Annotated in this window: 18 protein-coding genes; 8 read left to right on the top strand and 10 right to left on the bottom strand. The window is 56.0% G+C overall.

Going from position 1 to position 22,460, the window contains the following annotated elements; all coding sequences use genetic code 11:
• Nucleotides 1–259: 259 nt before the first annotated feature.
• Nucleotides 260–565 carry a hypothetical protein gene (locus ML541_RS07280; protein ID WP_243371973.1) on the top strand — a complete coding sequence of 102 codons (306 nt, stop codon included), beginning with the start codon at nucleotides 260–262 and terminating at the stop codon, nucleotides 563–565.
• Nucleotides 566–737: 172 nt separating this feature from the next.
• Here the strand turns inward: ML541_RS07280 and ML541_RS07275 are convergent, their stop codons facing one another.
• The 4 genes from ML541_RS07275 to ML541_RS07260 form a co-directional block, all read right to left on the bottom strand.
• Entirely contained in the window at nucleotides 738–1,208 is a 471-nt protein-coding gene (locus ML541_RS07275) for a cupin domain-containing protein (protein WP_243371972.1), read from the bottom strand.
• A gap of 89 nt (nucleotides 1,209–1,297) precedes the next feature.
• Entirely contained in the window at nucleotides 1,298–2,521 is a 1,224-nt protein-coding gene (locus ML541_RS07270) for a multidrug effflux MFS transporter (RefSeq protein WP_243371971.1), read from the bottom strand.
• Nucleotides 2,522–2,570: 49 nt separating this feature from the next.
• Complete coding sequence (locus tag ML541_RS07265; protein ID WP_243371970.1) at nucleotides 2,571–3,020, bottom strand: MarR family transcriptional regulator; 450 nt, start codon at nucleotides 3,018–3,020, stop codon at nucleotides 2,571–2,573.
• A 79-nt stretch (nucleotides 3,021–3,099) separates the two neighbouring features.
• A complete protein-coding gene (locus ML541_RS07260) occupies nucleotides 3,100–4,476 on the bottom strand; it encodes a sigma-54 dependent transcriptional regulator (protein ID WP_243371969.1) in 1,377 nt (458 codons plus the stop codon).
• A gap of 133 nt (nucleotides 4,477–4,609) precedes the next feature.
• On the opposite strand from ML541_RS07260, the gene ML541_RS07255 reads away from it, so the two are divergent.
• Nucleotides 4,610–5,386, top strand: coding sequence for a slipin family protein (locus tag ML541_RS07255; protein ID WP_243371968.1), 777 nt, complete (start codon nucleotides 4,610–4,612; stop codon nucleotides 5,384–5,386).
• Between the two features lie 40 nt (nucleotides 5,387–5,426).
• Entirely contained in the window at nucleotides 5,427–5,942 is a 516-nt protein-coding gene (locus ML541_RS07250) for a ferritin (protein WP_243371967.1), read from the top strand.
• A gap of 68 nt (nucleotides 5,943–6,010) precedes the next feature.
• Here the strand turns inward: ML541_RS07250 and ML541_RS07245 are convergent, their stop codons facing one another.
• Nucleotides 6,011–7,033 carry a peptidylprolyl isomerase gene (locus ML541_RS07245; protein WP_243371966.1) on the bottom strand — a complete coding sequence of 341 codons (1,023 nt, stop codon included), beginning with the start codon at nucleotides 7,031–7,033 and terminating at the stop codon, nucleotides 6,011–6,013.
• Between the two features lie 261 nt (nucleotides 7,034–7,294).
• Between ML541_RS07245 and ML541_RS07240 the strand changes: the two genes are divergently transcribed.
• Nucleotides 7,295–10,741 (top strand): pyruvate carboxylase, encoded by a 3,447-nt coding sequence (locus ML541_RS07240; protein ID WP_243371965.1) that lies wholly within the window; start codon nucleotides 7,295–7,297, stop codon nucleotides 10,739–10,741.
• A 69-nt stretch (nucleotides 10,742–10,810) separates the two neighbouring features.
• On the opposite strand, the gene ML541_RS07235 is transcribed toward ML541_RS07240, so the two are convergent.
• Both ML541_RS07235 and ptsP read right to left on the bottom strand, forming a co-directional pair.
• The gene (locus tag ML541_RS07235) at nucleotides 10,811–11,383 is read right to left on the bottom strand and encodes a LemA family protein (RefSeq protein ID WP_243371964.1); all 573 of its coding nucleotides are present in this window, start codon (nucleotides 11,381–11,383) and stop codon (nucleotides 10,811–10,813) included.
• 226 nt (nucleotides 11,384–11,609) lie between these two features.
• Nucleotides 11,610–13,952 (bottom strand): phosphoenolpyruvate--protein phosphotransferase, encoded by a 2,343-nt coding sequence (gene ptsP, locus ML541_RS07230; RefSeq protein ID WP_243371962.1) that lies wholly within the window; start codon nucleotides 13,950–13,952, stop codon nucleotides 11,610–11,612.
• A gap of 175 nt (nucleotides 13,953–14,127) precedes the next feature.
• Here ptsP and ML541_RS07225 point away from each other — a divergent pair, with 175 nt between their 5' ends.
• Both ML541_RS07225 and ML541_RS07220 read left to right on the top strand, forming a co-directional pair.
• The gene (locus ML541_RS07225) at nucleotides 14,128–14,922 is read left to right on the top strand and encodes a tetratricopeptide repeat protein (protein WP_243371960.1); all 795 of its coding nucleotides are present in this window, start codon (nucleotides 14,128–14,130) and stop codon (nucleotides 14,920–14,922) included.
• 78 nt (nucleotides 14,923–15,000) lie between these two features.
• Nucleotides 15,001–15,348 carry a YtxH domain-containing protein gene (locus tag ML541_RS07220; RefSeq protein ID WP_243371958.1) on the top strand — a complete coding sequence of 116 codons (348 nt, stop codon included), beginning with the start codon at nucleotides 15,001–15,003 and terminating at the stop codon, nucleotides 15,346–15,348.
• Nucleotides 15,349–15,361: 13 nt separating this feature from the next.
• On the opposite strand, the gene ML541_RS07215 is transcribed toward ML541_RS07220, so the two are convergent.
• Entirely contained in the window at nucleotides 15,362–16,027 is a 666-nt protein-coding gene (locus tag ML541_RS07215) for a DUF3047 domain-containing protein (RefSeq protein ID WP_243371957.1), read from the bottom strand.
• Between the two features lie 102 nt (nucleotides 16,028–16,129).
• On the opposite strand from ML541_RS07215, the gene ML541_RS07210 reads away from it, so the two are divergent.
• Nucleotides 16,130–18,253: a thioredoxin domain-containing protein gene (locus tag ML541_RS07210; RefSeq protein ID WP_243371956.1), complete on the top strand. Its 2,124-nt coding sequence runs from the start codon at nucleotides 16,130–16,132 to the stop codon at nucleotides 18,251–18,253.
• A gap of 283 nt (nucleotides 18,254–18,536) precedes the next feature.
• On the opposite strand, the gene ML541_RS07205 is transcribed toward ML541_RS07210, so the two are convergent.
• Together ML541_RS07205 and ML541_RS07200 are read right to left on the bottom strand one after the other, a co-directional pair.
• Nucleotides 18,537–19,427 carry a phosphoribosylaminoimidazolesuccinocarboxamide synthase gene (locus ML541_RS07205; RefSeq protein WP_243371955.1) on the bottom strand — a complete coding sequence of 297 codons (891 nt, stop codon included), beginning with the start codon at nucleotides 19,425–19,427 and terminating at the stop codon, nucleotides 18,537–18,539.
• Nucleotides 19,428–19,450: 23 nt separating this feature from the next.
• Complete coding sequence (locus tag ML541_RS07200) at nucleotides 19,451–21,031, bottom strand: peptidylprolyl isomerase (protein ID WP_243371954.1); 1,581 nt, start codon at nucleotides 21,029–21,031, stop codon at nucleotides 19,451–19,453.
• Between the two features lie 300 nt (nucleotides 21,032–21,331).
• On the opposite strand from ML541_RS07200, the gene ML541_RS07195 reads away from it, so the two are divergent.
• Nucleotides 21,332–22,375: a rod shape-determining protein gene (locus tag ML541_RS07195; RefSeq protein ID WP_243371953.1), complete on the top strand. Its 1,044-nt coding sequence runs from the start codon at nucleotides 21,332–21,334 to the stop codon at nucleotides 22,373–22,375.
• Nucleotides 22,376–22,460 lie beyond the last annotated feature (85 nt).

The following is a 22,460-nucleotide window of genomic DNA, read 5'->3' as shown; positions in this document are numbered from 1 at the left end:
CTGAAGAAGAACTGCATTTCATAATTGAAAAGGTGAATCATCGACCCAGAAAATGCCTTAACTACCAGACACCACACGAAGTCTTCTTTCAAAATTCACGTGGTGCACTTGCAATTTGAATCCACCTAGTGGTACCAGAGATAGAGGTGACAGGCTTTCACTTTTGCAACACTGCAACCATATTGCAACAAGCACCACTAGGCTGCTTTTGCATGACGTGGACCGGGCAGCGACTCCCCTATTTTCAGCGGTCCCCTGTTTGCCTGAATTAGAAATTATTGACATTTATTCTATCGACAGGCAAAGAGGGGAACTTAAGAATTTTCTTTTTTGTGGATTTGGTTTTTGCTTGCAGAAAAAGAAAGGAGAAGAAGTGGGGGCAGGCTTTGCATATGTGTATTCTGGGGTAGTAAAAGGGGCAGAGGGAAAACTAAAGGGTCGCGCCTCCAACTTCGATTTTCAGGATACCGTAAGCCGGGCACAAAAATATGACGTGGGCACGATATCCAAGGATTTTATGGATTCAAAAGGCAACAAGCGTCCGCTTTTGTTGCGCAATAACTAGGAAGGGGATAAAGGGGACAGGTACTTATTCGAAAAAATAGCGTCTCCTTGTTTATTACTCCAATACCTACATCGAACCGGCCCAAACGCAACAAATTGCCCCATTCCATATCCCAGCACAATGAAACCATATCGATTGGAAGAGGTGACCGATCATGGAAACGAGGGCTTCCCTACTCCTTACCCGCTTTGAAGACCTTCAAGCTCCATGGTCCCCTGGTCGCAATCTGCAGAATCGTTTCCTCGTCTACCCAGGCATTGTGGACCATTCCTGCGGGGAGAGAAAAATAACCGCCAGTTGGTAAAACGGTGGGATTTTTCTGCTCATCACCCATGGCCAGATTGATGCTCCCGGAAATCACCGTTACCCTTTCCACGTTTCCGTGTGTATGGGGAGGTATCTTCGTTCCTGCAGGCAGCATGATTCGCATGACGAAGAATCCCTTTTTCTCCGGATTCCCTTCCAGTACCGCCACCTTGGATGTGGGCAACGATGGTGGGCCCGCCTTCCACTGGAGCTGATTCGGTGCCAGAATGATCTTGCCGGTCGCCGATCCCTTTTTCTTTTCCGCCGTCAATCCTGCCGTTACCCACGTAAGCGAAACCAGCACAAGGAATGCAAACGATAGCCATTTCCCTTTCATGAGCCTTCCTCCTGTAATGGATTTTCCAGTTTAAGATAACTTTAATATCCATTTCCAAGTCGTCAACTTTGGCGGAGGGTGCCGTTAATTCATCGCCGGGAAACTGTCCTACCTGCTGTGACGACCGCAGCCAGCCCGACCGCACCGCAGAGCGCCATGGTCATTGTCATGGGAAGGGCGGTGCCGTTGTGAAAAAGGCCGACCAGTGCACCACCCGATGCTCCGAGCATGTACTGGATGGTGCCGAGAAGTGCCGAGGCGCTCCCTGCTGCCTTGTCGAAAGGGGCCATGGCAAGGGCAGTGATATTGGGATAGAGCAGTCCTGTCATACAGAGAGCGATGAAGATGAGCACGGCCTGTGCCGGGAAACCGCCGATGCCGGTGACGACCGCGGCAGCGAGGGCCGCCGAGGCGCATGCATTGATGGCAAAGGCGGTGGCTGCCAACGTTTGCGGGGTGAAACGGCGCAATAGTCTCCTGTTGACCTGGGATGAGCCGATAAGGCCGAGGGCGTTGATCCCGAAGAACACGCCGAATTGCTGCGGGGATATGCCGTGCAGTTCGATGAACATCAAGGGGGCGCCGGAGATGTAGGCGAAATTTACTCCGGCGACGCAGCCCAGGGCAATGGCGTACCGGATATAGTGGCGATTCTTGAACAGGTGGACGTACACCTTCACCATTTCTAAAAAGGTCCGGTGGTGACGGCGTTCCACAGGGAGCGATTCGGGAAGACCGAGGGCCGCCGCGACAAGAGAGGCGACTCCGAAGAAGGCTAAGAAGCCGAAAATACCCCGCCAACCCGTGATCAGCAGCAGTTGCCCCCCGCCAATCGGTGCCAGGATTGGCGCTATCCCCATAATCAGCATGAGCAGCGAGAACATCCGTGCCGCTTCCGTGGTGTCGTAGAGGTCACGAACGACGGCGCGGGCAATGACCATCCCCGCCCCGCCACCAACCGCCATGGCCACTCGCCAGAAGAGGAGGGCGGAGCCGGTGTTGACCAGGGCGCAGCCGATGGTCGCGGCGACATAGAGTGCAATTCCCGCCAAAAGGGGGGCGCGACGGCCCCATCGGTCGGCAATGGGGCCGTAGAAGAGCTGGCCGACGGCCGAGCCGAAAAGAAAGGCGGAGACCGAAAGCTGCACCGTGCTCAGCGGCACCTTGAGATCGCGCGCCATTTGTGGAAAGGCGGGCAGGTACATATCGATGGACATGGCGCTGAAGGCGGTCAGCGCGCCGAGAATCAGTACGAAGAAGGCAAGCCGGCTTTTGGACATGTCCGCCGGAAGCGCGGCTGTTGATATTTTCATGAATATAGACTCCAAAAAGGTTGCAGGATACAACTATGTGCTTACAAGTTCACCTGGTGAGGTTGGCGTGGGCGCGGCGGAGGACGGCGCGGCAGGTTTCAAGGTCTTCTTCGCTTATCCCCTCTTGCGCCTCTGCCAGAATACTCCTGGCAAGACCGGTTGCTTTATCCATTAGCTCTTTGCCCATGTCCGTCAGATAGAGCAGGCGTTCCCGCGCGTCGCCGGGACCGGGAAGGCGGACGATCAGCCCCCTCATTTCCAGGTTGGCAGCCAGGCGCGCCATGGTCGTCTTGTCCTTGGCGGTTTTGGCGGCCAATGCTCCCTGCGGCAGGCCGTTGTGGTCCCAAAGCTGCACCAGCAGCGAGTATTGCTCCGCCGAAATAGGGAGCTGATGCTGTGCCAGCAGTTCGTTCAATCGCCGCAGCACTACTCGGGAAAGGCGCGCAGCCAAGTGCCCCAGGGATTTTTCCAGTCTGTATTGATCGTTTCCGGTTCGCATTTAGTTGTATTATACAACCAAATAAATAGGAGGTCAAGGGTGAAGCGTGATGGTGGTGTGGTGTGTGGTGGGAAAGAACCTATTCCATCCCCAGCCGCTTCATTTTTTCCACCAGGGTGGTGCGGTTCAGCTTGAGCATAGCGGCGGCCCGGGCTTTTACCCCCTTGGCCAGGATCAGGGCGTCGCTGATCATCTTCCGTTCGATGTCGTTGACCGTTCTCACCATGTCGATGCCGTCTTCGGTGACCTTGGTGGAAGAATGCTCCTGTTCCCCATAGGTCCGGGCAATGTTCGGGGGGAGGTCGTTGAGGGTGATGTGATTACCTTCGGTGAGGGCGACGATGCGCTCGACGGCGTTTTCCAGTTCCCGCACGTTTCCCGGCCACTGGTACATTTCCAGGGCTTCGCAGGCATCCTTATCGATTGTCATGGGGGGGCGCTTCATGTCCCGGCAGTTCTTTTCCAGGAAATGCCGGGCAAGAAGGAAAATATCCTGGGTGCGCTCCCTGAGAGGCGGGATGACGATGGGGATAACGTTGAGGCGGTAATAAAGGTCTTCCCGGAAGGTGCCGCGCTTGACCTCTTCTTCCAGGTCAACGTTGGTTGCGGAGATGACCCGGGTGTCCAGCTTGATCGGCTTGTTGGAGCCGACTTTTTCCACTTCCTGCTCTTGCAGAACTCGCAGGAGCTTGGTCTGCAGGTGCATGGGCAGGGTGCCGATTTCGTCGAGGAAAATGGTGCCGCGGTTTGCCGCTTCGAACTTGCCCACCTTGTCCTTGATGGCGCCGGTGAAGGAGCCCCTGGTGTGGCCGAAGAGCTCGCTTTCCAGGAGATTTTCAGGGATGGCCGAGCAGTTGACGGCGATGAAGGGCTTGTCCTTGCGGGCACCGTTGAAATGGACCGCCTTGGCTACCAGTTCTTTGCCGGTACCCGATTCACCCAGGATCAGCACGGTGGAATCGGTCTTGATGATTTTTTTCATCCGGGAAAAGACCTGCTGCATAGGTTCCGAACTGCCTATGATGTTGGCGAATTCGTAGCGGTCGCGCAACTGCTCTTTCAGGTAGACGTTTTCGTTGACGAGCCTGTTCTTTTCCACCGCCTTGTCGATGATGATGCGCAGCTCGTCGATATTGAGGGGCTTGGTGATATAGTCGTAGGCACCTTCCTTCATGGCCTTGACGGCGGTTTCGGCCGAGGCGTGCCCGGTGATGAGGATGACTTCCGTGTGGGGGGAGGTATCCTTGATCTTCTTTAGGATATCGAGTCCGCTGATGTCGGGGAGGAAGAGATCGGTGATGACGATGTCGAAGCGTTCATCCTGCATCTGTTTCAGACCGTCCGCACCGGAGCTGCTTCCCTTGATGGTGAAGCTGTTCCCCTGCAGCAGGAGCAGCAGCGCCTCGCGGCTAGGCCTTTCGTCCTCTATGAGCAGTATTTTCACGCGTTCTTTCATCGGAAGACTCCCAGATTGTGAAAAACTAACATGATCATGCCGAATTGGCAAGGCACGATTTGACGTGGGACGGTTACCAAGTATACTCTTTCCGGATAGGCTGGGTGAGAATCCCTGCCATGGAGGAGTCGTCATGTTCGATATTTTCAGTTACGTGCCGCTCGTTTTTGTTGCCATCCTGCTGCTGATGTTCGTTGCCAGTGCCGTCAGGATACTTCCCGAATACGAACGGGGGGTGCTGTTCCGCCTCGGTCGTTTTGCCGGGGTGCGGGGGCCGGGGCTATTCTTCATTATTCCCGGCATCGACCGGCTGGTGCGGGTCTCCTTGCGCATGGTCGCCTTCGACGTGCCCCCCCAGGACGTCATCACCCATGACAACGTGACGGTCAAAGTATCGGCGGTCATCTATTTCCGGGTCATGGCACCGGAAAAGGCGATCATCGATGTGGAGAACTATCTCTATGCCACCAGTCAGCTCTCCCAGACAACGCTGCGCAGCGTGCTCGGCCAGGTGGAACTGGACGAGCTGCTGGCAAACCGGGAGAAGATCAACAAGGAGCTGCAGGAGATCCTGGACCGGCATACCGATCCTTGGGGGGTCAAAGTTGCCAACGTGGAGGTGAAGAACATCGACCTTCCCCAGGAGATGCTGCGGGCCATTGCCAAACAGGCCGAGGCGGAACGGGAGCGGCGGGCGAAGGTGATCCATGCCGAAGGGGAGCTGCAGGCCTCGGAAAAGCTGGCCGGCGCCGCTCGGGTTCTGGCGGACGAGCCCATGTCCCTGCAGCTGCGATACCTGCAGACCCTGACCGAGATTGCCGCCGAGAAAAATTCCACGACCATCTTCCCGGTGCCCATCGATCTCATCAAGGCTTTTCTTGACAGTACCGGTCAGCGGCCAAAGAACTGACCGCCACCAGATGTATTCTGATCAGTGACAGGAGGAGATCATGCTCAACAAAAAGATGTATACGACAATGAACAAGCACATGAATATCGAACTCTACTCAGCTTATCTGTACCTTTCCATGTCTTCCCATGCCAATGCCATGGGCCTCAAGGGAGCCGCCAACTGGTTCATGGTCCAGTACCAGGAGGAGATGGTCCATTTCATGAAGTTTTACAACTACGTCAACAGCCAGGGGGCGGCAGTCACCCTTTCAGTCATGTCCGCGCCCCCCAGTCAGTACAAGTCACTGCTGGACATGTTCGAGCAGACCCTGAAACATGAACAGTTCATCACCAATTGTATCAATGATCTGACCGATCTTGCTCTCAAGGAAAAAGATCATGCCTCCCATATCTTCCTCCAGTGGTTTATCACCGAACAGATCGAGGAAGAAGAGAATGACCGGGATCTCATCGGCAAGCTGAAACTGGTCGGGGACAATGGCCATGGCCTGCTCATGCTCGACGCGGAAATGGCTGCCCGGGTCTTCGTCCCACCGCCGACGACAGCTGCCTGAAATATTACTCCGCCAGACAAAAGAAAAGCCCGCTATTTGCGGGCTTTTTAACCTCTCCTGATCAGGGTTTAGAACTTTTCCGTCTTTGCCGTTTTCTTCAGCTCTGCCAGGTAATCGCTGACATCCTTCTGGATTTTCTGGCTCTTCAGGTAATCGATTATCTTGGATTTCACGTCGTCGAATTTCACCATGCCCGCTTCTTTCTTTTCAGCCAGTTTGATGATGTGGTAGCCGAACTGAGTTTCCACCACGTCGCTCACTTCACCCGGTTTCAGGGCAAAAGCGGCCTTTTCGAATGGTGCGACCATCTGTCCCTTGGCGAACGTTCCCAGATCGCCCCCCTGCTTGCTGCTCGGACAGGTTGATTCCGCCTTGGCAAGAGTGGCAAAATCCTCTCCGGCTTTGATCTTTTTCAGGATGCCTTCGGCTTTTTCCCTGGCCTTCTTCTTATCTTCGTCGCCGGCTTTGGCATCAGCACCGATCAGGATGTGGCTGGCTCTGACGCTTTCCTCCTGTTTGAACTTGTCGGCATTGTCGTCATAGAATTTCTTGGCATCGGCCTCGGTCACCTTGATCTTGGAGACGATGTCCCGTTCGATGAAGGTAGTGATGACGAGATCCTTGCGGGTGAAATCCTTCAGGTCCTTTTCCGACATATCCACCGACTTCAGTGCCTTGTCGAATTCTGCGCTGCTGGAGAACTTCGCCCTGTTTTGCCCGATCTTTTCCTCGACCTGTTTGTCCAGGTCCTTGATCTCGCTTTTCTGTCCCGCCTGATAAAGGAGCTCTGCGGAGATCAGCTGGTCAAGGGCGGCATCTTCCGCCTGCTTCTGCTGCTCCGGGGGGAGGGGCTGGGGAAGCCTGTTCTGTGCCACGAGGACTTTCACCGCCCGGTCCAGGTCCTGGCGCGTGATGATGGTGCCGTTAACCTTGGCCACCGGATCGGCAGGAGAACCTTTCTTGCCCGCTGCCGCCGCTTCCTTCTGTGCGGTCGATGCCTGGGATTTCTGCGCCTCTGCACCATAGGCCACCACTGCGTGGATGGCAAAAACCGCAAGCGCTGCAACAAGAGATATGTTTTTTGCCCGCATCAGATCTGTCTCCTTTGGGAATTTTTGCAGGAATATAGCACTAAAGAGGCATCAGGTAAACAAGCATCTGGAAAAGGATTAGATAGTGCACATAATATAACAGATGTTTACTGTTGACAATAAAAGGTGATTCTGCTTTTATTGGTTACTGTTGTCTGCGCACTCTAAATATCTAGAAAGACTAAAGAATTTTAGCGAAGATAAATATTTACCTATAATTTATCTGTTTTATTTTAGATAAAATTGCTGATGGAGGCATTAATGGAACAACGTAAATTCAGAAAGATCATGGCGGCGAACCGCGGTGAGATTGCCATCAGGATCTTTCGCGCCTGCACCGAACTGGGTATCGGCACGGTGGCCATCTATTCCGAAGAAGACAAGCTGTCCCTGCATCGCTATAAGGCCGATGAGGCCTACCTCATCGGCAAGGGCAAAAGCCCCATCGATGCCTACCTGGGCATCGACGAAATCATCGCCCTGGCCCTGAAGAGGGATGTGGATGCAATCCACCCCGGTTACGGCTTCCTCTCCGAGAATGCCGAGTTTGCCGAGAAATGCGAGGCTGCCGGCATTACCTTCATCGGCCCCACCGCCGAGATGCAGCGGCGCCTGGGGGACAAAGTCGCGGCCCGCAAGGTGGCCATCGAGGCGGGTGTACCGGTCGTTCCCGGTACCGAGGACCCGGTCGAGCATGAGGAAGATGCCCTTATTTTTGCCAAGAACTACGGCTATCCCATCATCATCAAGGCGGCCGCCGGGGGCGGGGGGCGCGGCATGCGGGTGGCGACCAACCGTAAGGAGCTTGTGGAAGGAATCGCCGCTGCCCGCAGCGAAGCAAAAGCTTCCTTCGGTAATCCCGCAGTCTTCCTGGAGCGCTACCTGGAAAACCCCAAGCATATCGAGGTCCAGGTTCTCGGCGACAGCCACGGCAACCTTGTGCACTTCTTCGAGCGGGACTGCTCAATCCAGCGCCGCCACCAGAAGGTGGTGGAGTTTGCCCCGTCACTCTGCATCACCCCCGAGATGCGCGAGGAGCTGTGTGCCGCGGCCCTGAAGATAGCCGGCCACGTCAAGTACCGGAATGCGGGGACGGTGGAGTTCCTGCTGGATCAGGAGGGAAACTTCTATTTCATTGAGATGAACCCACGCATTCAGGTGGAGCATACAGTTACCGAGATGATCACCGGGCGCAACTTAGTGCAGACCCAGATCTTGGTGGCCGAGGGGAAACCCCTTTCCGATCCGGAGATCAACATTCCCAACCAGGATGCCATCAAGATGTGGGGCTATGCCATGCAGTGCAGGATTACCACCGAGGACCCGGCCAACAATTTCGCCCCCGATTTCGGTACGCTCAAGGCCTACCGGTCGTCGGCAGGTTTCGGCGTCCGTCTTGACGCCGGCAATGCCTTCACCGGCGCGCAAATCACCCCCCATTATGATTCGCTGCTGGTCAAGGTCAGCGCCTGGGGGCTTACCTTCGACGAGGCTGCCCGCATCATGCACCGCTCCCTGCAGGAATTCCGCATCCGTGGCGTCAAGACGAACATCTCCTTTCTGGAGAATGTGGTCACCCACCCGGTCTTTCTCAACGGCAAATGCGACACCTCATTCATCGAAAAACACCCCGAACTGCTCCAGTTGCGGGAGAAGAAGGACCGGGCCACCAAGGTGCTCAACTTCATTGGCGACGTCATCGTCAACGGCTCGCCGGGCATCGTCAAGCCTCTCAAATCATCCGAACTGATGGAGGCAAAAGTTCCGGAGGTGGATTTCACCAAACCGCGTCCTGCCGGTACCCGTGACATTTTTATGGAAAAGGGGGCGGAAGGCCTTGCCCAGTGGATTCTGGAGCAGAAAAAGGTCCTTATCACCGATACCACCATGCGTGATGCCCATCAATCCCTCCTGGCCACCAGGGTGCGGACCTACGACTTATTGAAGATCGCCGAGCCCACTTCCCATTTGGCGGCTGACCTCTTCTCCCTGGAGATGTGGGGGGGGGCCACCTTCGACGTCTCCATGCGTTTTCTCAAGGAGGACCCCTGGCAGAGGCTGCACAAGCTGTCGGAAGCCATTCCCAACGTGCTGTTCCAGATGCTGCTCAGGGGCTCCAATGCCGTCGGCTATACCAACTACGCCGATAACGTCGTGGAGCGCTTCGTGGAGGAGGCGGCCCAGTCGGGGATAGACATCTTCCGCGTCTTCGACTCCCTCAACTGGACCACCGGTATGAAGGTGGCCATGGAGGCTGTGCGCAAGCAGGGCAAGATCTGCGAGGCGGCTATCTGCTACACGGGAGACATCAATGATCCCAAGCGGGACAAGTATCCCCTGGAATATTACGTCAACATGGCCAAGGAACTGGAGAAGATGGGAGCCCATATCCTGGCCATCAAGGATATGGCGGGCCTGCTCAAACCGCTGGCGGCCTCCCGGCTGATCAAGGCGCTGAAATCGGAGGTCGGCATACCGATCCACCTCCATACCCACGATACCTCGGGCAATGGCGGCGCGATGCTGCTCATGGCCTGCCAGGCGGGGGTCGATATCGTCGATGCCGCCCTTTCCTCCATCTCGGGCCTGACCTCCCAACCCAACCTCAATGCCCTGGTGGCTGCCCTGAAAGGGAGCGAATGGGATACCGGTCTCAACGAGGAAAACCTGCAGAAGCTGGCCAACTATTGGGAAACGGTGCGGGATTACTATGCCCCCTTCGAGTCCGGCCTGAAAAGCGGCACCGCCGAGGTCTATCACCACGAGATACCGGGGGGGCAATACTCCAACTACAAGCCCCAGGTGGCTGGCCTTGGGCTACTGGACCGCTGGGAAGAGTGCAAGGAGATGTACCACCGGGTCAATCTCCTCTTCGGCGACATCGTCAAAGTGACGCCATCGTCGAAGGTGGTCGGGGATATGGCCATGTTCCTGGTGAAAAACAACATGGATGTTGACGATGTCTACATTAAGGGGGACGACCTCACCTTCCCAGAATCGGTGGTGGGGATGTTCAAAGGGATGATCGGCCAGCCCTACCAGGGCTTTCCCCGGGAACTGCAGCGCATCATCCTCAAGGGGGAAGAACCGATCAGCTGCCGCCCCGGAGAACTGATCGAACCGGCGGATTTCGACGAGGAACGGCTCAAGGCTGAAGCAAAGGTGGGACGGCCGGTGGACGACAAGGGACTCATCTCCTACATCCTTTATCCCCACGTCTTTCCCGAGTTCGACCGCCATCGCCAGGAATATTCGGACACCTCCGTCATCCCGACCCCGATCTTCTTTTATGGTCTCGAGCCGGGGCAGGAGACCGCCATCGACATCGAGCCGGGCAAAACCCTCATCATCAAGCTCAACGCCATCGGCCGCGTCCACCCGGACGGCACCCGCCACATCTTCTTCGAACTGAATGGTGATGCCCGCCAGGTCATCGTCCGCGACCAGACGGCCATAACCGACGAAGCGGTGCGGGAGAAGGCCGACAAGGGGAACAGTCTGCACATAGGCGCGCCCATGCCTGGCAAGGTCTTGAAGGTAAATGTCAAACCCGGCGACGAGGTTGCAGCGGGGGATGTGCTGATGGTGACCGAGGCCATGAAGATGGAAACCAACGTCAAGGCCAGGGAAGACGGCAAGATCGCCGAGGTCAAGTTCAGGGAGGGGGACAAGATCGAGAAGGATGATCTGCTGATAGTGCTGGCGTGACAGCAAACATCGAAGGTACTTCTGCATGACGAAAGGGACGGTCACTTGGTCGCCCCTTTTTGTTTTCCATTACGAATCGATCTTTCCGCACAGTTTCACCTGCTCTCCAGCGGTGAAAGGTTGCTTGTCGCTGTACCGCAAGAGCAGCATGTTGGTCAGTGCATGGGGAAAACTGCGTTTGCAGAGATTGAATTCATGGCTGGCCAGGTTGTAGTCGGTTATGGCTTCATTAAGACGGGCTTCTGCTGTTTCCATGCGCTTTTGGGCGGCAAGAAAGCTCTCGTCCCGCAAAAAGACCGGACTGTTGCCGGTGGACAGATGCAGCCGTGCCAGTGCCAGGGTCAGCTCTGATTGGACTTGGCGAAATTTCAACAGCCTTTTCCCATCCGGCGGTATCAAAGGGTACCCCTCCTTGACAGCCTTTTGCAAGGCCTTCTCGGCCTCCTTTACGACCTCGTTGTTGAGGGAGACATGTCTTTGCACCGCCTCCATGTAAACAGCCGCCCTTTCCATCCGCTGCCGGCACGAAAAGCCGAGATCGCTCCAAGCGCGGTTGGTTTGTTCCTCTTTTGCCTGCAGGGTGCGGTATCCGCATGTTGAAATCAGCAGCAGCGCTAGCATGCCGATCAGGATTTTATGCATGGCAGTTTCCGCCTGTTGGTGAAGTGTTAATATTGATTATTAATGACTCGCTAATAATCGCACATTCATTTTGGATGGTCAAGGGATTTGGTATGCAGGCGAGAGAACGGCAGCTCCAGTAGCGGCAGGCGTTTCTATTCCGGGTAAAGGCGGAAGGATAAATGGCCAGGCTCGATTTTTATAAGGAAGAGATGGGATGGGAGAGGGGCGATCCACGCAACAGCTGCTACAGTTTGAGGAGGAGCCTCGTCTTTTCCAGGTAGGCGCGGATTGCGGTGCTGCTCTCCAACTGCAGCGCTTGTGCGGCAATCTCCCTGGCATCGGCCATGGTCGTCTGACGCACGGCCTGCTTGACAAGGGGAATGTAGGGGGCGGATAGGCTGAAATCGGTGATGCCCATTCCCATGAGCAGGATTGCATTCATGGGGTCAGCAGCCATTTCTCCGCAGAGTGAGGCCTTTTTCCCGGCAGCAAGCGCCACGTCGGCCACCCGTTTGACGGAATGGAGTATGGCCGGGTGGTAGGGGTCGTAATATTCCCGAACCTTCGGGTTGTTGCGGTCAGCGGCCAGGGTATACTGGATGAGGTCGTTGGTGCCGATGCTGAAAAAATCCACTTCTTTCATAAGCATGTGGGCGATCTGCACTGCCGCCGGCAGTTCCACCATTATCCCCAGGGGAATGGAGGGGTCGAAGGGCCTGCTTTCTGCCGACAGCTCCTCCTTCACCTCCCCTAAGATCCTCTTCACCGTCCTGATCTCCTCGATGCTGGAGATCATCGGAAACATGACGGCAACCCGGCCGTGGGCGGAGGCCATGAGAATCGATGCTAGCTGCTCGCGGAAGATATGCTCTTCCTCCAGCGACACTCTGATTGAACGCCACCCCATGAAGGGATTGTCTTCCTTGGGAAATGGGAAATAGGAGAGCCCCTTGTCGCCGCCGATATCCAGGGTCCGTATGGTGACGGGGAAGTCGGGGAATCCCTCGACGATTTTGCGATAGAGATTGTATTGTTCGCTCCTGTTGGGAAAGGTCTTGCGGGTCATGTAAGGGAACTCGGTGCGATAGAGCCCGACTCCTTCGGCTCCGTTTGCCTGGGCAACCTTGACGTCGTTCAGCAGACCGATGTTGGCCCTTAGAAAAACACGGCTGCCGTCGGATGTCTCTGCCCGCAGGTCACGCAACCCTTCCAGTTCCCGCTGTTTCAGGCTGAAGTCCCGCACCAGCCGCTCGTATTCCTCTTTTATTCTCAGGGTGGGATTGATGTAGAGATGGCCTGAGGTGCCGTCGACAATGACCTCGGTGCGGGGGGAGAGCTGCTTGGTCAGCCCTTCCACGCCTACGATGGCTGGAATCCCCAGGGATCTGGCCATGATCGCCGCATGGGAGCCGGCGTTCCCCTTTTCGGTGACGATGCCGAGAATCTTTTCGTGATCCATGGTTGCCATATCCGAAGGAAGGATATCGTCAGCAATGATGATCCTCTTTTCACGGAATTTTCTCCAGGAGCCGTTGTTGCCGTTCATGGCGTCGAGCAGCCGCCGGCCGATGTCTTCCATGTCCGCCGAACGCTCGCGCAGGTAAGGGTCTTCCATCTTGGCAAAGGCGTTCACGTAATAGCCGACCACTTCCCGCACGGCTTGGCCGGCGCTGAAGCCGTTGTCGATGTGATCGGCGATCTTGGCGATGAAGCCGCGATCTTCCAGAAACATCAGGTGACTGTGAAATATTGCCGCATCTTCCTTGGACATGACCTGGGCAACGCGCTTCTCCATGTACAGGGTCTGGATTTTTGCCTTTTCCAGGGCGATCTGGAACCGCTTCCGTTCTTCCGAAGGAGTGCCGGCGTGCTCCATGGCTATGCCGTCATGTTCGCTGCGGCTGAAAATGTATATTTTCCCCCAGGCGAATCCGGGGGATACCGGAGTGCCGATCAGGGACGAGGTGCGGTGCTTTTTCTCCTGGTCAGCATGCATTTTCCCCTTGCGTTCACCCGCCCGCATTTTTTCCAGCTCGCTGGCGAAGAAGGCCCGCTCCTTCTCCTTCTGATTAATGGAATCCAGGAGCTTGGCGTTGATGACGATGCTGCTGATCTGGTAGGCAATGGTGGAAATGGTGCTTATCTCGGCAGGGGTAAAGACCCGTGCTTCCCGGGTCTGAACGACCAGTACGCCGACGGGGGTCTTGCGCTCGAAGAGGGGCACGCCGAGGAAAGAGAGGAACTTTTCTTCCCGAGTCTCGCGAAAATATTTATACCTTGGATGGAGGGGGGCATTATCGGTGGCAATGATGCCCCGTTCCTCGACGGCAAGGCCGGTGAGGCCTTCCGAGGTCTTCATGGTGATTTTGCCCACCGAGCCCCGCGACAGACCTTTGGTTGCCTTGAGCCGCAAGGTTTCACCATCGTTTTCCAGAAGATAGATGGAGCAGACGTCCGAGCCGACCCGCCTGGACACCAGGTTGACGATATTGTCCAGTGTCTCCTGCAGATCGTGGGAGTGGAGGATCAGGCCGCTGATGTCTTCCAGGGTACGCAATCCCAAGGTTTCGTTGTGCTCTTCGCCCATGCGGCAGCCCTTTGCTCAAAAATATTCTAATTATAGAGCAGTGGGCGGAAAAGGAAAGGGTAAACTTTTGTCTTGGCCACGTGGTTGCGGTAGCAATCATTGGAACATTTTGATATAGTTCCATCCTGAAACGGTGCTGACGTGATTGCGCTGGAAAAACAGACTGGAGGAATACATGGAGACAAATTTCGATGAGCGGCTGGCGCAGGGAATTTCTTTGCTGGAAGCGGGAGAGTTCGGCAAGGCTGCGCTTGAATTCAAGGCTTGCGTAGAACTGGAGCCGGCCAATGCCGAGGGGTACTTTTACCTGGGGGAAGCTTTGGCCGAGAACGGCAAACAGGCCGAAGCCATAGAATCGATCAAGGCGGGACTCAAGCTTGCACCTGAAGACGTTGAGGCATGGACCGCACTGGGGGATATCCATTTCGAGAGCGGTGAGCATAAGGAGGCGATCACCGCCTACAAGAAGGTCGTGGGCATCCGTCCCGACGAAGCCGACGGCTATGTGAGCCTGGGACTGGTCTACAACAGCCTGGAACGGGCGGACGACGCGCTGCAATCCTTCAACCGGGCGCTGGAACTGGACCCGCACAATGTCTTCGCTCTCAACGCGCTGGGTGACCTTTATTACGGCCTTGGCAAGAATGAGGAGGCAATCGACGCCTATCGCAAGGGGCTTGCCCAGGACCCCAACGATGCAGCTGCCCATTTCAACCTGGGTGACCTCTTCTACGACATGGGAAATCTGGAGGCTGCCGAAAAGGAAACCCTGGAAGCGGTGCGGCTCGATCCGAATTTCACCATGTCCTACCTGACCCTGGGCAATCTCTGCATCGATCAGGAGCGCCTCGCCGAGGCAAAAAAATATTTCGAGCAGTATCTGAAAATGGAAAAATCTCCCCAGGCCGCCGAGATGATCGCCGAGGTGAAAGCGGTCGTGGAAGGGCTCAAGGAAGAGATGCGCGGCTAGGGAAAAGTAGCGCGGGAGCTGGGATTTTCCCGGCGGCGTGGTACAATAGCTTCTGAAATTCGACCTGGGGGTGTGCATATGGAAGAAAACAACAACGATGTACTGGTAGGGGCGCTGTTGCTGCTTGCAGGGGGGATCATCGGGGCCGGAGCGGCGCTGCTTTTCGCCCCCCAATCGGGCAAGAGGACCCGGCGGGACCTGGCGCGCTACGTGAAAAAAGCCCGGCAGAAGGCGGAAGGTATTGTGGATGAGTTTTCCGCCCATGTATCGGATGTGGTGGAAACGGTCGGCGACAAGGCCGAGGAAATCCTCGACAAGGCACCGGACATGGCGCACCAGACGAAGAAAGAGCTGCTGAAGGTCCTGGAAGAGGGACAGCAGCGGCTGGAGAAACAGCGAAGCCGGCTGTCAAAAATTATAGGCTAGCAGGATTCATGTTTTAGGGGCGCACTTTTTCCGGTGCGCCCTGTGGTTTCCCCACCAGAAAAATATCCCCGTAGTAAGCAGTCGCTTCATCCTGGGTATCGTCGGTGTCGGTCATTATTGCCACCCCCCCCAGAAGGGGCGGCTCTTCACCGAAGACCTTCCGGTAGTCATCATAAATGTTTCGCTCTTCGCTGACCCATTTCTTGACGCTTTCATCCCCAGATTCAACGGCAATAATCACCGAGTTGGAGGTGTAGGGGCTGGGTGCGAAGGATTCCTTGGCCATCTTCGCTGACCAGACGTAATTGATGGCCCGCATCCGCCAAAAGAAGGTCCGAGGGAAAATAACATAAACTCTGGCCGCAAAATCATCCCCTTTTTTCGTCTTGATATCTTCCTTCTGCAAGGTGTGATCGATCTTCCACGACCAGCGCAGGATCGGAAATTTTCTGGTGTCGACAGAAAGCTTCTTTATCAGCCCGGACCCGGCCTTGAGGCTGTGGGCCATGAGGACGCTTTTGCCTTCGTCCTTGGTCAGGGAATAGAGGGTCTTCCCCCGGAAAGGTTTCTCCGTCCACCCTCCCAGGTCATCGGTGCTGAATTTGCCGACGGCAAGTTCAGTTGCCAGGGATGGTGCGGAGACGAGCGCCAGGATCAACGCAATGAGCAGGATAGGCATGATTGGTACTCCAGAGATGTTGTGGCCGACGACGGATCCATCGGGGAGGTGGTACAATAATCTAAAAACAAAAAATCCGCAACGGTGTTCATGGAGCGATTTATGGCCATCTCGGAGCATTATCGGGACGAGAACGAACTGGTGCGTCAACTGGCATCCCTGGATAAAAGCCGCATTCCTGTCGATGGCGGCGCCGAGTTCAACCGGCTCATCTTTACCGACAGTCCATATCTCTTGCAGCATGCCACCAACCCGGTGGACTGGTACCCATGGGGAGAAGAGGCCTTTGCCCGGGCAGAGGCTGAGGACAAGCCAGTTTTTCTTTCCATCGGCTATGCCACCTGCCACTGGTGCCACGTCATGGCCCGCGAATCTTTTGAGGACCGGGATGTGGCGGCGGTGCTCAATGCATCCTTTGTCGCCATCAAGGTCGATCGGGAGGAGCGGCCGGACATAGACGACCAGTACATGGCGGTGGCCCAGATGTTGTCCGGAAGCGGCGGCTGGCCGCTGAACATCATCATGACCCCGGACAGGAAGCCATTCTTTGCCGCCACTTACCTGCCCAAGGTCCGGCGAATGGGGATGCCAGGCATTATCGAGCTGCTGGACCGGATCATGCAGTTCTGGCGGGGGGAGCGGGATAAGGTGGAGGAGACCTGCAGGACCATCATTGCTTCTTTGGAGCGCCTGAATAAGTCGGAGCGCGTCGAAGCCGGGCCGGAGCTGGAAGAGGCGGCTTACCGTCAGCTGGTTGATTTGTATGATCAGGAGTGGGGCGGTTTTGGCCAGGCACCGAAATTTCCCATGCCCCACTACCTTTCCTTCCTGCTGCGCTGCTGGAAGGGAGGGCAATCAGAGGCGCTGCAGATGACAGGGCACACGCTGACCATGATGCGCCAGGGGGGCATTTACGACCAAATCGGTTTCGGCATCCACCGGTATGCCGTGGACCGGCAGTGGTTGGTGCCCCACTTCGAGAAGATGCTCTACGACCAAGCCCTGGTAACAATTGCCTTTGCCGAAGGGTTCCAGGCGACCGGCTCGGAACCATACCGGGAAGTGGTGCGGGAGCTGTTGAACTATACCCTTGTGGAAATGAACGGCTCCGAAGGTGGGTTTTGTTCGGCCCAGGATGCGGATACGGAGGGGCAGGAGGGGAAATTCTATCTCTGGACGCAGGCCGAGGTGGAGCAGGTTTTGGGGAAAGACGCTGCCCGGCTCTTCTGCCGGCTTTTCAATTTGACGGAAAAGGGCAATTTCGAAGGGGGAAACATTCTTCACCTGCCGATATCTGTTGCCGCGTTCGCCGTGCGGGAGGGGCTTGATGCCGGGGAATTGAAGGGAGAACTGGTAAAATGGCGGGCAAAGCTTCTCACAGTCAGGGAAAAGCGGGTCAGGCCTCTTAGGGACACGAAGGTGCTGACTGCATGGAACGGCCTGATGATTGCGGCCCTGGCCAGGGGCTATGGCATAACCGGAGACGAAAGCTATCGTGCCCGTGCGGAGAGCACCGTTGCCTTCGTCTTGAAACATCTGCAGACCCCGGAAGGTCGCCTGTTGCGGAGTTACCACCGGGGGCAGGCAAAGATCCCGGGATTCCTGGAGGATTATGCCTTTTTCGTCTGGGGGCTTCTTGAGCTTTACCAAGTCACCCTGGGACCGGACTATCTCTCCCAGGCACTGCTGTTGACGAAAGACATGCTGCGGCTCTTTTCCTCACCCGATGGGGGATTCTACGACAGCGGCATCGATGGTGAGGAGGTCCTGATCAGGCAGAAGAGTGCCTATGACGGGGCCATTCCGTCCGGCAATTCCATTGCAGCCATGAATCTGCTGCGCCTGGGCAGGATGGTGGGGGACGACGTGTTGACAGCGGCGGGAGAAGGGACGGTGCAGGCCTTTCTCGGCAAGGCTCTGCAGCAGCCGGCCGGTTACCTGCAGCTGCTTATGGCCCATGCATACGGGCTCGCGGAGCCTATCCAGGTGACCCTGTCCGGCGCACGGGACGGGGTGGAGATGAGGGCGCTGCTTGCAGCCCTCAACAGGCGCTTTCTCCCAAGACTTGTGATACGCCACGGGGTGGGCGGAACGGGGGAAGGGGATACCTTTAAGGCATCGGCAGGGGGGGCGGCGGCCCATGTCTGTGCCAGAGGAGCCTGCCTGCCGCCGGTAACTGCCGTAGCCGAACTGGAGAGGCTTCTGGCGGAGCTTGCTTGGCGGTGAGACACAAAAAGTTCTTTAGAGTATTCCGGGAAAGGCAGTCGGGACGCCGGGAGTAAGCGACGAGCCGCAGCGGCGAGCGGACACCCTCCGAATGTGGAGCGAAGAGGGTCAACTGTCTAAGCATCATACGGCATTAGGTGGGCGGCACCGCAAGGTCCGCAGCTGTGGCGACAGAGCTAACGGACGACGTCGCGACTGCCTTGGTTTTCTCCGAAGATCTCGGACGAACCTAAAAAAGCCCCGACCGTTTCCGGCCGGGGCTTCAGATTGCTTCACAATCTCCTTACTTACCTTTTCCCGTGAGCTTGACCAGCGCCTCCATGTATTTTTCGCCGGTTTTCCTGATGATTTCCTCCGGCAGGGGGGGCGCTGGGGCTGTTTTGTTCCAGTCCAGGGTTTCCAGGTAGTCACGCAGGAACTGCTTGTCGAAGCTGGGCTGCGGTCCGCCGGGCTTGTAGCCGTCCTTCGGCCAGAAACGGCTGGAATCGGGGGTCATGCACTCGTCGATGATGATCAGCTCACCTTCGTAGATGCCATACTCGAACTTGGTGTCGGCAATGATGATCCCCTTGGCGTCGGCGATGTCTCGCGCTTTTTCGTAGATCTTCAGGGTTACGTCCCTGACCTTTTCTGCGGTTTCTTTGCCGCAAAGCTCCACCATCTTTTCGAAGGAGATGTTTTCATCGTGGGTGCCGAGTTCCGCCTTGGTGGAGGGGGTGAAGATCGGCTGGGGCAGCCGGCCCGACTCCTTCAATCCTTCCGGCAGCTTGATGCTGCAGACGGAGCCGGTGGCCTTGTAGTCCTTCCAGCCGGAGCCGGAGATATAGCCGCGGACGATACATTCGGCGGGCAGTGGCTTTGCCTTTTTCACCAGCATGGAACGCCCTTCCAGAATGTCTGCATATTTCTGGCAGGTAGCAGGGAAATCCTTCACTTCCGTCGAAATGATGTGGTTCTTGATGATGTTCTCCATCTGTCGGAACCAGAAGGCGGAAATCTGGGTAAGAACGAATCCTTTTTCGGGAATCCCCTCGTTCATGATGACGTCGAAGGCGGAAATGCGGTCGGTGGTGACGATGAGGAGAGTCTCCCCCAGATCGTAGATATCGCGCACCTTCCCCCGTGCTGCAAGTTTCAGGTCGGGAAAGTCTGTGGTCAAAACAAGTTTGGACATGCCGTGAACTCCTTTTCAAATAGCTAGTCTGCAAGTATGGTTGGATTGATTTGAATTTTGGCCTTGGCCTTCAGGTCTTTCAACCACTTCTCCAGGACCTCCTGTTGCTTTTTCGGCAGCAGGGTCTGTCTGATCTGTTCCTTGTTCTTCTGGAAATCTGCGGCGTTGAGCTCGATGCGCTGCTTGAGTTTCACCGCATACCAGCGATCCCCAACTTTGAAGGTTGTTTTCGGTGTCGGGGCAGCGGTGGTCAGGCTGAAGGCCGCCTCCATAAGTTCGGGAGCGGTGCCGATGCGGGGGATGGTACCGTTGGCGGCATAGGCGAAGAGACCTGTCTCCTGGGTTTTTACGGAGCCGGTACTTTTTGCCAGTTGGGCCAGCGCTTCATCGGCTCTCTTTTTCGCCAGTTCCCGGGCCTTTTCATCCGTCACCTTCTGGGTCAGCCGCCCTTTGATTTCTGCCAGCGGAGGAACGGCAGCAGGTTTTTTGTCGATGACCTTGAGGAGGTAAATCCCTTTGGCGGTTTCCACTGGCCCCCCCAACTCTCCCTGCTTGAGGAAGAGCGCCTTTTTTATGACTTCTCCTTCATCGGCAAGGGCGGCAGGAGGTGTATTCGCCGTGAAAAGCGGCGTCTCGTTTACCGTTACCCCGAGGCTGGCGGCAGCGGCTTTGATGTCGGAGGTCTTGAGGTTTTTATTGACCGCATCAGCGGCCTTTTCGTAGGCTTCCCTGGCCCCTTTCTGCTTGGCAGCGTCCGCCTTGGCGCGGTCCTTCACCTCGGCGAAGGGAAGGATGCCTCCTTTGCCCTGGTAGCGGTCGATGTTTTTCCGGTAGTAGGTTTCCGCCTCCTCATCGCTTACCGTCACCTTGGAGGAAAACTGGGCAGGCGTGACAATCGCGTAGGCAATACTAACCTTTTCGGGTGTCTTGAATTCTTCCTGGTGCCCCTGCAGATAGCTGGTCAGATCCTGATCGGTTACCTTCACCTCGCTCCTGACGTCAGCAGGGGAAAAAGAGACGAATGCAAAATCCACCTTGTCGTTCTGTTTCCTGAAGGCCTGCTGCAAATCCTGGTCGCTGACCGTGGCGCGCTCCTTGACCTTTTCCCGGGCTTTCTTCACCAGGATGTCCTGCTCCTGGGCCTCCTCGAACTGTGCCGGGGTCATCCGGTTCGCCCTGAGCAGTTGGGTATACTGGTCGAAGTTAAAGACACCGTCTTTTTGGAAGGAGGGTATCTTGGCAATCTCGTTGGCGATTTCGTCCCGGTTCACATCCAGCCCCATCCGCTTCGCCTCCTTGACGATCAGGGCGTTGTCGATGAGCGTATCCAGGGCCATCTTGCGGATGCCCAGCTGTTTTTCCATCTCCGGGGTCATGGATTTCCCGTAGATTTGCTCATAAAGATTCTTCAGGCGGTAATAACTTTTCTGGTAGTCGTCGAACGATATCTTTGTCCCATTCACTTTAGCGGCGAAGTCTCCACCGGTTTCCTTGTCGCCTCTTCCCCAGACGAGAAAGATGGTGCCGACGAAGGACAGGACGATGATGCAGAAAACAATCTTGATTAGGATTGATTGTTTGTACTTTCTCATTATGCCGAGCATTGCAGTGGGACTCCTTTTCCGGGATATTTAGCTGTAAGCCTTAAGCAACGGTGACGAATAGTAATATACTTTAATAGCAAAAGCAACAGGAGAACATGAGACCGTCGCCACCGGTCCCGCCCTTTTCCATGGATGGGAAAGAGCCCGTTTCCCCCTTGAAGAATCATCCGTCACGGACCTCGACTATGGAGAAAATTGTAGGAAAAACGAGTTTTTCTCTCTTGCATGAACAGGGGCTTTTTGCTATTGTTCCATGGTTTGCTTTAATGACTAAGCCTATGAATACCAAGGAGTTATTCAATGTTAAAGATATTCGATTCCGTATTGGGAATGTTTTCCAACGACCTGGCCATCGACCTGGGTACTGCCAACACCCTTGTCTACCTCAAGGGCAAAGGAATTGTCGTCCGTGAGCCTTCCGTGGTAGCGGTTCAGAAAATGAGCAACGGACAGCAGAAGTCGCTGGCGGTGGGAATGGAAGCGAAAAAAATGCTCGGGCGTACGCCGGGGAGCATTACCGCCATTCGTCCCATGAAGGACGGGGTCATTGCCGATTTCGACATAACGGAGGAGATGCTTCGCTACTTCATCCACAAGGTGCACAATCGCAAGACTCTGGTGCGTCCGCGGATCGTCATCTGCGTGCCGTCAGGCATCACACAGGTGGAGAAAAGAGCCGTGAAGGAATCGGCCGAATCGGCCGGTGCCCGTGAAGTCTATCTCATCGAGGAACCTATGGCGGCCGCCATAGGCGCCGGACTCCCCATTACCGAAGCCAGCGGCAACATGATCGTCGATATCGGGGGGGGCACCACGGAGGTTGCAGTTATCTCTCTGGCGGGCATCGTTTACACGAAATCAGTGCGCGTCGGTGGCGACAAGATGGACGAGGCAATCGTTCAGTATATCAAGCGCAAGTACAATCTGCTCATCGGCGACCGGATGGCGGAGATCATCAAGATCGACATCGGGGAGGCCTATGCGGGCAACGATCTGCGGAGCATGGACGTGAAAGGGCGGGACCTGGTTTCCGGTATTCCCAAAACCATCGAAATCAACTCCAACGAGATACGCGAAGCCCTGTCCGAGCCGGTCAATGCCATCGTCGATGCCGTACGTATCTGTCTGGAAAGGACCCCGCCCGAACTGGCGGCCGACATCGTTGACAAGGGGATCGTCCTTGCCGGCGGCGGCGCATTGCTGCGCAACCTTGATAGCCTGCTCAGGGAAGAAACGGGGCTGCCGGTGGTTACCGCCGAAGATCCGCTCTCATGTGTCGTTCTCGGCTCGGGCAAAGTGCTTGACGAGTTGGCGCTCCTGAGAAATGTGGCTATCAGTTCCTGACGAAGCACAAGGCACTGGCAGGGGGGTGATTCCCCCTGCCTTTCCCCGATCGACATCCCGTATCCTGCCCGATAATGTCCAACCT

This window comes from Geotalea sp. SG265, assembly GCF_022808985.1.
GTDB lineage: Bacteria > Desulfobacterota > Desulfuromonadia > Geobacterales > Geobacteraceae > Geotalea.
This window is presented reverse-complemented; position numbering and strand designations above follow the sequence as displayed.

What these genes read in the sequence shown, in the direction of transcription:
- ML541_RS07245 (WP_243371966.1), bottom strand. Translation starts at nt 7,033, where the DNA reads ATGCGGGCAAAAAACATATCTCTTGTTGCAGCGCTTGCGGTTTTTGCC.
- ML541_RS07240 (WP_243371965.1), top strand. Translation starts at nt 7,295, where the DNA reads ATGGAACAACGTAAATTCAGAAAGATCATGGCGGCGAACCGCGGTGAG.
- ML541_RS07255 (WP_243371968.1), top strand. Translation starts at nt 4,610, where the DNA reads ATGTTCGATATTTTCAGTTACGTGCCGCTCGTTTTTGTTGCCATCCTG.
- ML541_RS07205 (WP_243371955.1), bottom strand. Translation starts at nt 19,427, where the DNA reads ATGTCCAAACTTGTTTTGACCACAGACTTTCCCGACCTGAAACTTGCA.
- ptsP (WP_243371962.1), bottom strand. Translation starts at nt 13,952, where the DNA reads ATGGGCGAAGAGCACAACGAAACCTTGGGATTGCGTACCCTGGAAGAC.
- ML541_RS07220 (WP_243371958.1), top strand. Translation starts at nt 15,001, where the DNA reads ATGGAAGAAAACAACAACGATGTACTGGTAGGGGCGCTGTTGCTGCTT.
- ML541_RS07265 (WP_243371970.1), bottom strand. Translation starts at nt 3,020, where the DNA reads ATGCGAACCGGAAACGATCAATACAGACTGGAAAAATCCCTGGGGCAC.
- ML541_RS07215 (WP_243371957.1), bottom strand. Translation starts at nt 16,027, where the DNA reads ATGCCTATCCTGCTCATTGCGTTGATCCTGGCGCTCGTCTCCGCACCA.
- ML541_RS07275 (WP_243371972.1), bottom strand. Translation starts at nt 1,208, where the DNA reads ATGAAAGGGAAATGGCTATCGTTTGCATTCCTTGTGCTGGTTTCGCTT.
- ML541_RS07200 (WP_243371954.1), bottom strand. Translation starts at nt 21,031, where the DNA reads ATGCTCGGCATAATGAGAAAGTACAAACAATCAATCCTAATCAAGATT.
- ML541_RS07210 (WP_243371956.1), top strand. Translation starts at nt 16,130, where the DNA reads ATGGCCATCTCGGAGCATTATCGGGACGAGAACGAACTGGTGCGTCAA.
- ML541_RS07235 (WP_243371964.1), bottom strand. Translation starts at nt 11,383, where the DNA reads ATGCATAAAATCCTGATCGGCATGCTAGCGCTGCTGCTGATTTCAACA.
- ML541_RS07260 (WP_243371969.1), bottom strand. Translation starts at nt 4,476, where the DNA reads ATGAAAGAACGCGTGAAAATACTGCTCATAGAGGACGAAAGGCCTAGC.
- ML541_RS07195 (WP_243371953.1), top strand. Translation starts at nt 21,332, where the DNA reads ATGTTAAAGATATTCGATTCCGTATTGGGAATGTTTTCCAACGACCTG.
- ML541_RS07270 (WP_243371971.1), bottom strand. Translation starts at nt 2,521, where the DNA reads ATGAAAATATCAACAGCCGCGCTTCCGGCGGACATGTCCAAAAGCCGG.
- ML541_RS07250 (WP_243371967.1), top strand. Translation starts at nt 5,427, where the DNA reads ATGCTCAACAAAAAGATGTATACGACAATGAACAAGCACATGAATATC.
- ML541_RS07225 (WP_243371960.1), top strand. Translation starts at nt 14,128, where the DNA reads ATGGAGACAAATTTCGATGAGCGGCTGGCGCAGGGAATTTCTTTGCTG.